Source organism: Flavobacterium anhuiense (genome assembly GCF_900101855.1).
GTDB lineage: Bacteria > Bacteroidota > Bacteroidia > Flavobacteriales > Flavobacteriaceae > Flavobacterium > Flavobacterium anhuiense.
In genome coordinates this window covers 163328-177072 of the sequence record NZ_FMVC01000002.1, presented here as the reverse complement: position 1 = coordinate 177072, position 13745 = coordinate 163328, and the positions used below count along the sequence as shown (strand labels likewise).

Annotated in this window: 13 protein-coding genes; 2 read left to right on the top strand and 11 right to left on the bottom strand. The window is 34.4% G+C overall.

The window, feature by feature from the left end; all coding sequences use genetic code 11:
• Window positions 1–8: 8 nt before the first annotated feature.
• The gene (locus BLP44_RS05240) at window positions 9–1202 is read right to left on the bottom strand and encodes an aspartate aminotransferase family protein (protein WP_091130234.1); all 1194 of its coding nucleotides are present in this window, start codon (window positions 1200–1202) and stop codon (window positions 9–11) included.
• Between the two features lie 207 nt (window positions 1203–1409).
• Window positions 1410–3086 (bottom strand): OstA-like protein, encoded by a 1677-nt coding sequence (locus BLP44_RS05235; RefSeq protein ID WP_091130230.1) that lies wholly within the window; start codon window positions 3084–3086, stop codon window positions 1410–1412.
• A 280-nt stretch (window positions 3087–3366) separates the two neighbouring features.
• Here BLP44_RS05235 and BLP44_RS05230 point away from each other — a divergent pair, with 280 nt between their 5' ends.
• Entirely contained in the window at window positions 3367–5238 is a 1872-nt protein-coding gene (locus tag BLP44_RS05230; protein WP_091130227.1) for an alpha-amylase family protein, read from the top strand.
• Window positions 5239–5412: 174 nt separating this feature from the next.
• On the opposite strand, the gene BLP44_RS05225 is transcribed toward BLP44_RS05230, so the two are convergent.
• From BLP44_RS05225 to rsfS, 8 genes are all read right to left on the bottom strand, one after another.
• The gene (locus BLP44_RS05225) at window positions 5413–6471 is read right to left on the bottom strand and encodes a glycoside hydrolase family 130 protein (RefSeq protein WP_091130223.1); all 1059 of its coding nucleotides are present in this window, start codon (window positions 6469–6471) and stop codon (window positions 5413–5415) included.
• A 65-nt stretch (window positions 6472–6536) separates the two neighbouring features.
• A complete protein-coding gene (locus BLP44_RS05220) occupies window positions 6537–7316 on the bottom strand; it encodes a superoxide dismutase (RefSeq protein WP_008462756.1) in 780 nt (259 codons plus the stop codon).
• Window positions 7317–7323: 7 nt separating this feature from the next.
• Window positions 7324–7593, bottom strand: coding sequence for an acyl-CoA-binding protein (locus tag BLP44_RS05215; RefSeq protein ID WP_008462758.1), 270 nt, complete (start codon window positions 7591–7593; stop codon window positions 7324–7326).
• The gene (locus BLP44_RS05210; protein ID WP_008462760.1) at window positions 7594–8247 is read right to left on the bottom strand and encodes a phosphatidylserine decarboxylase family protein; all 654 of its coding nucleotides are present in this window, start codon (window positions 8245–8247) and stop codon (window positions 7594–7596) included.
• Window positions 8237–9127: a phosphatidate cytidylyltransferase gene (locus BLP44_RS05205; protein ID WP_091130219.1), complete on the bottom strand. Its 891-nt coding sequence runs from the start codon at window positions 9125–9127 to the stop codon at window positions 8237–8239. Before BLP44_RS05205 ends, BLP44_RS05210 begins: the two co-directional genes overlap by 11 nt.
• Before the next feature lies 1 nt (window position 9128).
• Window positions 9129–9734 (bottom strand): lactate utilization protein B/C, encoded by a 606-nt coding sequence (locus BLP44_RS05200; protein ID WP_066032158.1) that lies wholly within the window; start codon window positions 9732–9734, stop codon window positions 9129–9131.
• Window positions 9735–9852: 118 nt separating this feature from the next.
• Complete coding sequence (gene ftsH, locus BLP44_RS05195; RefSeq protein WP_008462768.1) at window positions 9853–11778, bottom strand: ATP-dependent zinc metalloprotease FtsH; 1926 nt, start codon at window positions 11776–11778, stop codon at window positions 9853–9855.
• 15 nt (window positions 11779–11793) lie between these two features.
• A complete protein-coding gene (gene rsfS / locus BLP44_RS05190) occupies window positions 11794–12165 on the bottom strand; it encodes a ribosome silencing factor (RefSeq protein WP_008462770.1) in 372 nt (123 codons plus the stop codon).
• 92 nt (window positions 12166–12257) lie between these two features.
• On the opposite strand from rsfS, the gene BLP44_RS05185 reads away from it, so the two are divergent.
• Window positions 12258–12986 carry a biotin--[acetyl-CoA-carboxylase] ligase gene (locus tag BLP44_RS05185; RefSeq protein ID WP_091130215.1) on the top strand — a complete coding sequence of 243 codons (729 nt, stop codon included), beginning with the start codon at window positions 12258–12260 and terminating at the stop codon, window positions 12984–12986.
• A gap of 165 nt (window positions 12987–13151) precedes the next feature.
• Here the strand turns inward: BLP44_RS05185 and BLP44_RS05180 are convergent, their stop codons facing one another.
• The gene (locus tag BLP44_RS05180) at window positions 13152–13544 is read right to left on the bottom strand and encodes a hypothetical protein (RefSeq protein ID WP_008462773.1); all 393 of its coding nucleotides are present in this window, start codon (window positions 13542–13544) and stop codon (window positions 13152–13154) included.
• Window positions 13545–13745: the final 201 nt, after the last annotated feature.

Below are 13745 nucleotides of genomic sequence, written 5' to 3'. Positions count from 1 at the left end.
TTTTATATTTAGTTGTTGTTCTTCTTCATTATTTCATCCATCACTTCTAAAATAATCGCGCATCCTTCTCTAATTTCGTCCTCAGAAATGGTCAAAGGAGGTGTAATTCTTATGGCGCATCCTTCAAATAAAAGCCAGAATAAAATAAGTCCTCTGTCTTGACAGGTTAAAATGACTTCGTTTGTAATGTCTGCCGATTCTGTCATGGCGGCAAGCATTAATCCTTTTCCTCTAACTTCTGTAATCAAAGGATGTACCAAAAGCGATCTGAAGAGTTTTTCCTTCTCTAGTGTTTCTGCCATTAAATTTGTTTCAGTTAATTCTTGCAAAGTAGCGAGACAAGCTGACGCAATGACAGGATGGCCTCCAAAAGTGGTTATATGTCCTAATTTTGGGTTTTCGGTTAAAAGATCCATTTTTTCGGCAGAAGCGGTAAAAGCGCCAACCGGCATCCCGCCGCCCATTCCTTTACCCATAACCACAATGTCTGGAACAACATCATAATTTTGAAAACCAAAAAGTTTTCCCGTTCTTCCAAAACCTGGTTGGATTTCATCAACAATCATTAATGCTCCAACCTCATCGCAGCGTTTGCGGACTTTCTGCAAAAAGTTATTTTCTGGCTGAATAAAACCTGCACCTCCTTGAATAGTTTCTAAAAGAATCGCGGCTGTTCGAGTAGTTATCTTTTGTAAATCTTCTTCGTTGTTGAAAGTAATAAAATCAACGTCTGGCAATAAAGGTCTAAAAGCCTGTTTTCGCTCTTCAAATCCCATAACGCTCATAGAACCCATTGTGTTTCCGTGATAAGCGTTGTGGCAAGAAATAAGCTGGCTGCGTCCTGTAACGCGTTTGGCTAATTTTAAAGAGCCTTCGATCGCTTCAGTACCTGAATTAACCAAATAAGTTTTATTTAAAGATTCTGGAAGCAGAGAAGCCATCATTTTGCAATATTGGACGGCTGGACTTTGAGAATATTCTCCGTAAACCATCACATGCGAATATTTGTCCAACTGGTCTTTTATAGCTTGATTGACTCTCGGATGCTGATGTCCTAAAGTACAAGCTGAAACTCCGGCAACAAAATCTAAATATTTTTTATCGTTTGTATCGTAAATGTATGAGCCAATGGCATGCGAAACTTCCATTCCGAGCGGGTAAGGAGAGGTTTGCGCTTGGTATTTTATAAAATCTGGATTCATTTTTTTAGCTTCTAATTTGCTGAGATACTAAGATTCTGAGCTTCTGTGTTTTTAACTGTAAACTGTGACTGTGACTGAAAACTTTTTTGGTTCAAAGTAGCAAAGTTACTGAGGTTCTAAGGTTCTAAGGTTTTTAACTTTACGCTTAAGTTAACTTTGTGGTTTAAACAATCGCAAAGAATTGTAAACTGTCACTGAGACTGAAAACTACTTACTTTTGGCTTTCGTATCTGTCTTAGCAGCAGGGTTCTTCTTATCGTAATTCAAAGTTTCCTTTCTGACTTTCAGCGGAATGTTTTTGCCTTTTTCTTCTTCGTCTTTTCCTTGTTTAATCAATTTGTCATTTTCTTCGTTTTCTTCTGCGGTAAAAATATCGTCTTTCGATTTTATTCTTTCGTCACCACGCCATTTCATTCCTCGCAGTTTTCTAGCATTTTCAGGAAGTTCATCTTCAGGGAAAATATCTCCGTCAACTTTGTTGAAGAACGTAATCGTTTCAATGGCATTGTTTTCCAATATCATATTGATTTTACTACTGACATTTTTATTGATTCCGATCAGTTCATTGGTGTCATTCCGCATATAATAAATTACTTCGGTGTTTTTGATGACATCAACATCATGAAGTTTTCCATCCCTGAATTTTCCAAACAAATTGAGTCCCTTGACCTGATTGAATCCTGTTCCGAGCGTATCCTTGGACAAGACGAAAGTATTGTTCAGTACTTTTAGAGAGTCAATTTTTCTTGTTTTATTATCGCCAATCAAGTGCATTACGTCTCCTGTAATTTGGTTTTCTCCATTCCAAAGAATTGGATTTCCGATCAATTTTGTTAAGGCTATTTTGGAATCAGAATGTATAGAGTCACATTTACCGCTCATATCTGTTTTGTAAAAGCGAACATTTTTATATGCTCTCAAAATTCTTTCTCCTTCTTTTCCCGTAACCATTAATTTTTGTCCGTGAATGTAAACCGAGTCATTTTCAACAAGATTAATTGCAACAGCTCTTTTGGTAACAAACATCGAGTCTTTCAGTTTGTAAAGCTCTGCATAATGGCCTTTTACAATTCCTTTATTGATGGAGTCGGTAATTTTTACATTTCGTGTTGCTGAAGCAAATTCAGTATTTCGATTGTAAAACAAACTATCGCCTTCTATACGCCTGTCATCGTATTTTATGTATGATTTTCGAAGAAAATGCGCTAAGTTTTTCTTGGTATCATAGAAACCTTTTTCGGTATAAATATAATTAGCCTTGCTCGTAATAGTGGAAGGGCCAAGAAGATAGGTATGTCCCGAATTGCTGTAATAATCCAAATGATTTGATTTTATTACATACTTTGGATTTGTAATCGTAACTTCAGTCAGAAACTGAAATTTCTTTTCTTTCACAAAATACTTTCCAGATTTACTTACCAAAGTATTGTCTTTATTGACAATGGTTCCTTTGGTGTTGTAAAATGCTTCCTGAACATTTCTATCAAAATTAATAGTGTCGGTTTGCAAAGTAGCATCTGGTGAAGTTAAAACGGCATTTCCTGTAGCAAAGGCTTTTTTTGCATTACCGCTATATTCAGCATATTTACTATTCAGAAATAAGGTATCTCCCTGTACTAATTGTACATTTCCGAATGCTTTTAGATAATTCTCTTTTTGAAAAAAATAGGCTTTGTTGCAAGTCAATACTACACCATCATGGTTTACTTTTACATTTCCGGTAAGTAAAAGCGCATCTGGCACATTAACCTGATCCACATCAGAAAAGTCAGCATTCTCGATGACGATTGTTTTCGGGGTTTGTGCAGTTTTTTTTGCCTGCGCAGAAATAAATTGTACGCTAAGAAACAGACAATAGAATATGAAAAAGAGTGATTTCTTCAACTGATTAAATTTTTGTCAAATTTATAAAAAAGGTTAGAACCTGTGGCTGATATTAGGATTAATTTATAATAAGTCATTAACAGTCTAAAGTAGGATTTAAGTGCTATTTAATTTTTCAACAAAAACTCCAACTCTCACGTTGTAGTAGTTGTTTTTTAAGCTGAAAACATTGTAAATTAGATAAATCGTTTTCGGAGTTTTAAAAAATGACCTATTTTAGAAAATTGTTTCAATTTTTTTTGAATCAAACTAATGAGATAAGTTAAGAATAGCCCAAAATATGATAAGTAAAAAAATAATCGCAGCCGGAATAACATTAACGGTTCTATTTTCAGCCTGTAAAACAAAAGATTTAAAAATGAGCACAGCAAACGAACCAACTGCAACAGAAAAAAAAGTTGTAGTCTATCAAGTTTTTACTCGTCTTTTTGGAAATAAAAATACAACCAACAAACCTTGGGGAACAATTGAGGAGAATGGAGTGGGAAAATTTAATGATTTTACAGACAAAGCGCTTCAAGAAATAAAAGATTTGGGTGTTACTTATATTTGGTACACAGGAGTTCCTCATCATGCTTTGGTTCGTGATTATACGGCATACGGAATTTCAAATGATGATCCAGAAGTGGTAAAAGGTCGTGCAGGTTCTCCTTATGCCGTAAAAGATTATTATAATGTAAATCCAGATTTGGCGGTAAATCCTGCAAAACGATTAGAAGAATTTGAGGCTTTAATTAAGCGAACTCATAATGCAGGTTTGAAAGTGATTATAGATATTGTCCCAAATCATATTGCGAGAAAATATGAAGGGAAATCAAATCCAGCAGGAGTAAAAGATTTTGGTGCAGATGATGATGTTACGGTTGAATACAAACGAGACAATAATTTCTATTACATTCCGCAACAGCATTTTGAAATTCCTGATGGAGACATTCCTTTAAACGGAGAGAAAAATCCGCTTATTGATGGAAAATTTGATGAGAATCCAGCAAAATGGACAGGAAATGGCTCTCGTAAAATTAAGCCGGATCAAAATGATTGGTACGAAACGGTAAAAGTAAATTATGGAGTGCGTCCAGATGGAAGCAAAGATTTTCCTGAACTTCCTGCTGGTTTTGACCAGAAATCGTATCAAGAGCATTTTGCTTTTTGGCAAGATAAAGATGTTCCTGATTCTTGGAAGAAATTTAGAGATATTGCATTATACTGGACAGCAAAAGGCGTTGACGGATTCCGTTATGATATGGCCGAAATGGTTCCATATGAATTCTGGAGTTATATGAATTCATCCATTAAAATAAAAAATCCAAATGCATTTTTATTGGCAGAAGTTTATAATCCGAATGAATATCGCAATTATATCCGTTTGGGAAAAATGGATTATCTGTACGATAAAGTAGAAACTTATGATAAACTGAAAGATATTATTCGTGGAAAATCTTCTCCAGACGAGTTGACAAAAATCCAGAACGGGATGTCTGATATTGAGCATCATATGCTTCATTTTCTAGATAATCATGACGAACAGCGTTTGGCAAGTCCAGAATTTGCTGGAACGCCAGAAAGAGGAAAGCCTTTAATGGTGGTTTCGGCAACAATAAGCACTTCGCCAACAATGATTTATTTTGGACAAGAAGTAGGAGAGGCAGGAAATGAAGATGCTGGTTTTGGAAAACGCTCCCGAACATCGATTTTTGATTATATCGGAGTTCCAAACCATCAGCGCTGGATGAATGGCGGTAAATTTGATGGAGGTCAGCTTTCTGAATCTGAAAAACAGCTTCGTGATTTTTACAAACGATTATTGAATTTTACTATTAACAGTAGTGCTTTGATGGGAAATTTTGAAGAAATTCAAACGGTAAACCGTCAAAATAATGAAAATTATGATGCTTTGCTATATTCTTACGCACGTTGGTCTGAAAGTCAAAAGCTGATTGTAGTTGCTAATTTCTCTTCTGAAAAAGGAAGCGAATTTGATTTAAAAGTGCCTTCATCACTCATTTCAAAATGGAATTTAAAAGATGGGGAATATCATTTAAAAGATCAATTGTACAAAGATAAAACGTTTGTATTGAAAGTGCAAAATGGGCAAGGAGAAGCTAAAATCTCAATTGAGCCATCAGAATCTCTGATTTTAGAATTGAAATAATTTAACTAGTCTTTTGAGTTGATTTTAAACACATAGAAACATAGATAATTAGGCTTTAAAAAAGGCGTTTCACTAGTTTAAGTGTGCATAGTTTGGCTATGTGTAGAAACTGGTTTCTTTTACATTCTTTTTCGGTACAAAAATCTATGTTTCTATGTGTTAGAATATTTTTTTTTATACTTTCTCAAGCAAAGAAAAAATCTCTTTTATAGAAAATGTCGCCCCGCATACAAACTCGTCTGAAGCGCCATAATATACTTTTAGTGTATCTCCATCCGGATCAAGGATATGGCCGTTTGTAAAAACGACATTTCCAAAAAAACCGCTCAATTCATAATTTGTTTTCGGAAACATAATTGGGGTTTCTGTTCTAGAAATTACTTTCGTAGGATCTTCCAAATCCAATAAAAAAGCACCGAGACAATATTGATGAAATTCGTTGGCTCCGTGGTAAATTTCTAGCCAACCCAATTCTGTTTTTATGGGGGCAGCTCCCGCGCCGACTCTTTTACTGTCCCAACTTTCTTTTCTAGTTTTGATAATGCATTTATGATTTCCCCAATGAACGCCATCTGGAGAAGAGGCAATCCAAATGTAATTTCCGCCAATGTCTACACTACTTGGACGATGTAAGGCGTAAAACAAGCCGTTTATTTTTTCTTCAAAAATCGCACAGTCTTTATTGTGAGGAGGAAATATCATTCCGTGTTTTTGAAAGTTTTTCCAATCGGTTGTGGTTCGTAGGCCTACGCCCACGCCGCTAGGAGATACAGAAGTAAAAGTCAGGTAATATTTATCTTCTATTAAAGAAACGCGGCAATCTTCAATTCCGAAAGTTTCCAGTATTCCTTCACCAACCAAATGCGGGTAATCTTCGGGTTCATAAAAATGTTTTCCGTCTTCGCTGCACAATAAGCGAATGTGTGATAAAGTGGTTAAATAATCGATTCCTTGATAATTAATTACACGGGCATCTGTTGCAATAAGTTCGGGATGATTTTTTAAGATTTCAATAATTTGAATTGTTCCTGCTTCTGTCAGAATTGGAAACGAAATACTATTTTCTATTTGTTTAGGTCTTTCTGCGACACGTACGGCCAGCCAGATTTTATTTTGAAACCTAAAAACGCCAGGATTTAATAGGCAGGTAATTTCAAGACCTTCTCTGCTTGGTGGTATATCTGATGGAGATAATATAGGGTTTTCTGCAAAACGATTGGCAATATCTTTCATGATCTTCGTTTAAGTACCTAAAAGGTATAAAAAAAAGCTGACACTTAATTGCATCAGCTTGTTTTCTATACTTTTTTAACCTTCTTGAGTGCTTCAACGTAATATTCGTTTACTTTTTCCCAATTGATATGATTGTAAAAAGCATCAATATAACTGCCTTTTCTGTTTTGGTAATCTAAATAATAAGCATGTTCCCAAAGATCGATTCCCATAATCGGAGTTCCTGGAATCAGAGCATTCTTCATCAATGGGTTATCTTGATTGTCTGTGGTAGTAATTTGTAACTTGCCATATCTATCCACAACCAGCCAAACCCATCCAGAACCAAACTGCTTTTCTGACTGTGCTTTAAACTGATTTGTCAGATTGTTGAAAGAACCAAATTCTTTATTTATAGAACCTGCAAGAGTATCTTTTGGAGTTTGTTCTTTCGGGCTGAGAATATTAAAATACAAAGTATGATTATAATATCCACCCGCATTCTGACGAAGTTTTAAATTCGTAAGAGGCATTTTTTTTAAAATGTCTTCAATAGGCATATTTTCAAACTCAGTCGAAAGAATTTCTTTGTTGAAATTATTTGTATACGACAAATAATGCTTAGAATAATGTGTTTCTAAAGTTAAGCTTCTAATGTCTGGTGCCAATGCATCATAATTAAATGGCAATTTTGTCATTTCAAAAGAACCAGGATCGGCTTTAACATCATTTGGCGAACCGATAGTTATTTTTTCTTCTTTTGTTGGAAGAGGAACTTCAACAACTTCAACCAGCTTATCTTCTTTACAGGAAAATAATAGTAAAAATGAAGCTAAAGTGCTGAAAAGAACAACGTTTTTCTTCATAATGTTTTTATTTTGATGTTAATGAATTGATAATCTCGATATAATTTTCTTTAGCTTCATCTACAGACATATGGCTTATCTGCATCCAGGCATTAGTTTTAAAAGCATCTCGTAAATCAAAATTTTGAGATTGATTGTAAACTGCTGTTCCAAAAGTAGCCTGTTTGTAAAAAGCATAAAGTCTTAACTGCACGTCTTGTGGCAGCGAAGCTTGAGTCATTGTCATGGCGACTTCTACAGCTTTATTAAAGCGAATATCTAAATCTTTATCAGCCATTTATGCTTTTGTAGCAATAATTGTTTTTCCACCAATTGCTTTTTGATTTAACTCAACATTGATAGGTGTACCTAAAGGTAAAAATAAATCTACTCTTGAACCAAATTTAATGAAACCAGCGTCAGTTCCCTGAACAACTTGCATTCCTTCTTTAGCGTAGTTTACAATTCTACGAGCCAAAGCACCAGCAATTTGTCTGTATAAAATTGCGCCAAATGTTTCGTTTTCGATTACTACAGTAGTTCTTTCGTTTTCTTCACTTGCTTTTGGATGCCAAGCAACAAGGAATTTTCCAGGATGGTATTTGCTAAATTTAATGATGCCATCCATAGCGTAACGCGTTACGTGCACATTGATTGGCGACATAAAAATAGAAACCTGTAAACGTTTATCTTTAAAATATTCTCCTTCATAAACTTCCTCGATAACCACCACTTTTCCATCAACAGGAGCTAAAATGTGATCGCTGTTTCTAACTGCAATTCTTTTAGGATTTCTAAAGAATTGTAAAATAATAATCAGAATTACAAGTGCTGCAAATTGAACAAGCATTCTCAGCCAAGCAATATCAATGAATTTATCAGCAATTAAAAGTACTGCTACTGTAAAAACAGAACCTAATAAAATAGACGGGCCACCTTCTTTATGAAACATAATATAAAATTTGATAAAATAAAAATATAATTGGTGCTACAAATATAACACTATCTAATCGATCTAAAATACCTCCATGACCAGGCATTATCGAACCGCTGTCTTTTACACCTGCAATTCGTTTAAATTTGGATTCTATCAGGTCGCCAATAGTTCCAAAAAGGCTCACAATTAACGCTATAATGGTCCAGATTAAAATCGATTTGCTGCTAAATTCAGGTTTTGGCTGAATGTAGAGTTTAGAAATTAGAAAGCCGGCAAATGCGGCAAAAACTACACCGCCAAGAAAACCTTCAATTGTTTTTTTGGGAGAAACGCGTTCAAATAATTTGTGTTTTCCCATTGATTTTCCTACCAAATAAGCAAAAGTGTCATTCGTCCAAATCAAAACAAATAATCCTAAGATAATTTTTGGATTATAATCATTTGTTCCAAAAGAGATTTTGACAATAAATACAAATGGAAGTGTAATGTATCCAAGTAGGTATAAGTATTTTGACGAAGTGCTCACTTTTTGAACAGAATCGTAAAACAAGAATATGATGCATTTTATAGAAACGACAATGGTAACTGCCAGAAGAATTAAATCCAGCTGTTTGATATTGGTTTCTAAACTGATATTAGAATTAAATGTATCGTTTATAAATACAGTAGTCTGTTTGTTGTAGTGACTTACAAGGATAATTGCAGCATAAATTGAAATTCCGAAGAGAGTAGAAAATATTTTATTCAGGTTTACGATATTAGAAAATTCGTATATCGTAATAATCAGGAAAACACCAAAAAGAGTAATGAAGCTTTCTGTAGAAAACAATATCGAAGTTAGTAATAAAGCGATATAAACAGCACCAGAAATGGTTCTCTTCAGTGTTTCGTTCATCTTAAAGATCTTCTAAAAGCAGTAAATAAAGGTTTTTTGCAACACTTCCGTATTGAGTAAAATCTTCGTCTTTCGCTTTTTCGAAATATTTTATTGTAGTGATATTAGTAGGTATGTCTCTTTCGTATTTGCGTTTTATAGCGCTCAATCCGTCGCTTTTCATTGGTAGGATTTGGCTGGTAGTGGCTATAATAACAATATTTGCAGGTAATTCGTTTGGTTTGTTCTGTCTGATTTGTTTTGATGAAAATAAAATAGAACCTTCATCAGCAATAAGGTTCTCGCAGCTTGCCAATAAGAATTTTGGTTTAGCAGGGGCAATGTAAAATAATTTGTTTTCGTCTAATAGACCAAATAAAGCAGGTTCGTAACATAAAACTTCTTGTTCAAACCAATCATTTTCTTCTAAGATATTTTCAAATTGTTCAGAAACCTCTCCCATGTTTTCGCAGTACAAGAATTTACCTCCATTTTTTTTGAAATTGAAAATAAATTGTTCATCTAAGGATAAATGACTGTTCTGCGCAGAAGTTCCTGCATATTCGCTTTCGTTCACTTCATCAGAAGCGGCCTCACTAGAGCCAAATATTTTTTTGAAAAAATTCATTTTTTATATGAAATGCTTTACATGTTAATTGAAAACGTTCAAAGATAAAAAAATCTTAATTCAAAAGGGACTTTTGAATTAAGATTTTGAAAAATATTATTATGTATTTGGTAATTCGTTATGAAACTACCTCTTCTAAATTTTTGTCGAAAGTACGTTTTCCGAAGATGTTTTCTAAGTCATCTTTAAAGATTACCTCTTTTTCAATCAGAATATCAGCAAGTTGATTTAACTTATCTTTGTTTTCCTCTAGAATCTGAATTGCTCTTTGGTATTGACCTTCGATTAAATCTGAAATTTCTTTGTCAATAATTTTTGCTGTTTCGTCAGAATATGGTTTAGAGAAATTATATTCGCTTTGTCCAGTTGAATCGTAATACGTCACGTTTCCAATTTTATCGTTCAATCCGTAGATAGTTACCATTGCACGAGCCTGACGCGTTACTTTTTCTAAGTCGCTTAATGCACCAGTCGAAATTCTGTCGAAAGTTACTTTTTCAGCGGCTCTACCACCCATTGTAGCACACATTTCGTCTAACATTTGATCTGTTCTCACGATTTGTCTTTCTTCTGGCAGATACCATGCAGCTCCTAAACTTTGTCCGCGAGGAACAATGGTTACTTTAATAAGAGGTGCAGCGTGTTCTAACATCCAGCTTACAGTGGCATGACCCGCTTCGTGAATTGCAATTGCTCTTTTCTCTTCTGGAGTAATGATTTTATTTTTCTTTTCAAGACCACCAATGATTCTATCAACAGCATCAAGGAAATCTTGTCTGTCAACAGCTGCTTTGTTGTTTCTTGCAGCAATTAATGCAGCTTCGTTACAAACGTTAGCGATATCAGCACCAGAGAAACCTGGAGTTTGTTTTGCTAAGAAATCTAAATCTAGACCTTCAACTTTTTTGATAGGAGCTAAGTGTACTTTAAAGATTTCTGCTCTTTCGCGAATGTCTGGTAAATCAACAAAAATTTGTCTGTCAAAACGTCCAGCACGCATTAAAGCTTTATCAAGAACATCAGCTCTGTTGGTTGCGGCCAAAACGATTACGTTAGAGTTTGTTCCAAAACCATCCATTTCTGTCAATAATTGGTTTAAAGTGTTTTCTCTTTCGTCGTTTCCGCCAGACATATTGCTTTTTCCTCTTGCTCTACCAACAGCATCGATCTCATCGATAAAAATGATAGCAGGAGATTTTTCTTTTGCTTGTTTAAATAAGTCACGTACACGTGAAGCACCAACTCCTACAAACATCTCTACGAAATCGGAACCTGAAAGAGAGAAAAAAGGTACTTGCGCTTCACCAGCAACAGCTTTTGCCAGTAAAGTTTTACCAGTTCCCGGAGGTCCTACTAATAAAGCTCCTTTCGGAATTTTACCTCCAAGATTCGTATACTTTTCAGGGTTTTTAAGGAATTCAACAATTTCCTGAATTTCTTCTTTAGCGCCTTCTAAACCAGCAACATCTTTAAATGTAGTTTTAATGTCTGTTTTTTCATCAAACAGTTTCGCTTTAGATTTTCCGATATTGAAAATCTGTCCGCCACCTCCAGCGCCTCCGCCAGACATTTTACGCATAATGAAAATCCATACACCAACTATGATGATGATAGGAAGTAAGCTGATTAAAATATCGCTCCAGTTATTTTTTTGAAGAAAGTTGAAATCTTTCAGCTTTCCTTCGCTAACTGCTTTTTCCAGTTTAGTCTGAAAGATTTGATCATTACCAATTTCCAAAGTGTAATGTGGCCCTTTGTTTGGCTGTTTGAAAATATCTTCAGCAACTTTTTTGTTTGCAGGGTCTTTAAGAGCTGCAGCATTCAAATATACCTCAGCTTCTGCTTTATTGTAAACAATTACTTTTTCAATCTGGCCTTTTTCTAAAAGCGTGTTGAATTTAGAAGAAGTTAATTGAGCAGGTTCGCTTAAGCTTGATCCTCCTGTGGCAAAACTTATGAATAAAAAAACTAAAAGTATTGCGGTGTATATTAACCAAGGACTTATTTTAAATTTATTCGGATTTGGATTATTATCTTTAGCCATTTAATGAAAGTTTCTTTAGTATTTGTTCTCGATTGAAGTTATTTTGGCATCGCCCCAAAGGCTTTCGATGTTATAATATTCGCGAATATGTTTCTGGAAAACGTGTACTACAATGTGTACATAATCCATTAGAACCCATTCTGCGTTATCTGTTCCTTCTACGTGCCAAGGTTTATCTTTTAAGTCTTTTGATACTGTTTTTTGAATTGAGTTTACGATGGCGTTAACTTGGGTGTTTGAGCTACCGTTGCAAATAACAAAATAGTCGCATACAGCTGTATCTATCTCTCTTAAGTCAAGAATATCGATATCATTTCCTTTTACTTCCTCAATCCCTTTGATTATGTTCGCCAGTAGAACATCATTATTAATAGTCTTTTTCGCCATGAATTATTTTATATGAATTTGTAAAGTTACCAAATTTTGTGATTATTTTTGAACCTTAACAAAATATTAAATTAAGATATTTAAATTATTTAATGAAACTAATCAAACTCGATGCCATAGATTCTACAAATGACTTTCTAAAGGCTTTGGCAAGTCAAGATGAACTAGAGAATTTTACAACGGTAACAGCTGAAAATCAGACAAAAGGAAAGGGGCAAGTAGGTGGCGTGTGGAAGACTCAAGCTGGTAAAAACTTAACTATGAGCGTTTTGATTAAAGATTTTCTCTTTAATAACGACGAAGTTTTCAATTTAAGTCTCGTTGTCTCTTTATCGGTTGCAGAGGTTTTAAAAACATTAAATATTCCTGATATTTGTATTAAATGGCCAAACGACATTCTGTCATACAATAAGAAACTAGTTGGCATATTAATCGAAAATACCCTAAAAAGCGATGGCAGAATCATGTCAGTTGCCGGAATTGGAATCAATGTCAATCAAACTGATTTTGCTGAATTGCCAACTGCTTCTTCTATGGCGGCTGTTGCTGGTAAATCTTTTGATAAAGAAGAATTGGCAGTTTTAATCGTCGAAAAACTAAAAGAGAAAATCCAGTTATGGAATAACTCATCGCAGACTTTTTGGGATGATTATTTTAATTTTTTATTTAAAAAGGGAATTCCAACTGCATTTAGAGATAATAATAACCAAGACTTTATGGGAATCATTCAAGGTGTTTCTCCAATAGGAAAATTGCAGGTTTTGCTAGAAGATGATTCTGTTGTGGAGTTTGAGATTAAAGAGGTTAAAATGCTTTATTGAGAGTTGCAAAGTAACAGAGAGGCAAAGTGACAAAGGTTTTCGTCTAGTATATTATTTTAGAACAAAAAACTTCGTGCCTTAGCGTCTTCATGGCATTCAAAAAAAAAGCCCGATTTTATTAAATCAGGCTTTCATTTATAATTCACAAGTAATAATTCACCATTATTAAAGCTTGTGCATATTGTTTGCTAAAGTTTCAATAAACTTACTGATTGGGCCTTTAACCATCATTGCCATCATAGCATTGAATTCTCCTTCAAAAAATAATTGAACAGCACTTTCTGAATCAGAAACAGTGTCAATGTTTGAAGTTAGTGTAAAAGGAAGTTTATCGCTTGCAGCACCCAAAACAATTTTGTTTGGAGCTACTTTATCTTTCATTTTTAATTTGATTTCCGGCATCCCTTTCAATCCAAAAATAAAAGCGTCTTCACCAGTCACTTCAAATTTAGCGATATTGTCTGGCATTAATTTTTCGAAATTCTTTACATCAGTCAGTTGATCAAATAGATCCTGAGCCGATTTCTGAACAGTAACTTTTGGACTTTCTAAGTTCATATTGTTTTTTGTTTGTTTTGTTTTTTACCGCAAAGTGCGCTAGGTTTTTTATGTTGCTTGACTTTATTTAAGTTCGCAAAGCTGAAACTTTAAATAAAATTCCAATTTTTTAATCCCGATAGCTATCGGGACAAATTCCAAAAGGAGCAAAGCGACTTTAAAATCTAAAATCTAAAATCTAAAATCTAAAATCTAAAATCT

Coding starts and splice junctions, on each gene's coding strand:
- BLP44_RS05240 (WP_091130234.1), bottom strand. CDS start 1,202: ATGAATCCAGATTTTATAAAATACCAAGCGCAAACCTCTCCTTACCCG.
- BLP44_RS05230 (WP_091130227.1), top strand. CDS start 3,367: ATGATAAGTAAAAAAATAATCGCAGCCGGAATAACATTAACGGTTCTA.
- BLP44_RS05225 (WP_091130223.1), bottom strand. CDS start 6,471: ATGAAAGATATTGCCAATCGTTTTGCAGAAAACCCTATATTATCTCCA.
- BLP44_RS05220 (WP_008462756.1), bottom strand. CDS start 7,316: ATGAAGAAAAACGTTGTTCTTTTCAGCACTTTAGCTTCATTTTTACTA.
- BLP44_RS05215 (WP_008462758.1), bottom strand. CDS start 7,593: ATGGCTGATAAAGATTTAGATATTCGCTTTAATAAAGCTGTAGAAGTC.
- BLP44_RS05210 (WP_008462760.1), bottom strand. CDS start 8,247: ATGTTTCATAAAGAAGGTGGCCCGTCTATTTTATTAGGTTCTGTTTTT.
- BLP44_RS05205 (WP_091130219.1), bottom strand. CDS start 9,127: ATGAACGAAACACTGAAGAGAACCATTTCTGGTGCTGTTTATATCGCT.
- BLP44_RS05200 (WP_066032158.1), bottom strand. CDS start 9,734: ATGAATTTTTTCAAAAAAATATTTGGCTCTAGTGAGGCCGCTTCTGAT.
- ftsH (WP_008462768.1), bottom strand. CDS start 11,778: ATGGCTAAAGATAATAATCCAAATCCGAATAAATTTAAAATAAGTCCT.
- rsfS (WP_008462770.1), bottom strand. CDS start 12,165: ATGGCGAAAAAGACTATTAATAATGATGTTCTACTGGCGAACATAATC.
- BLP44_RS05185 (WP_091130215.1), top strand. CDS start 12,258: ATGAAACTAATCAAACTCGATGCCATAGATTCTACAAATGACTTTCTA.
- BLP44_RS05180 (WP_008462773.1), bottom strand. CDS start 13,544: ATGAACTTAGAAAGTCCAAAAGTTACTGTTCAGAAATCGGCTCAGGAT.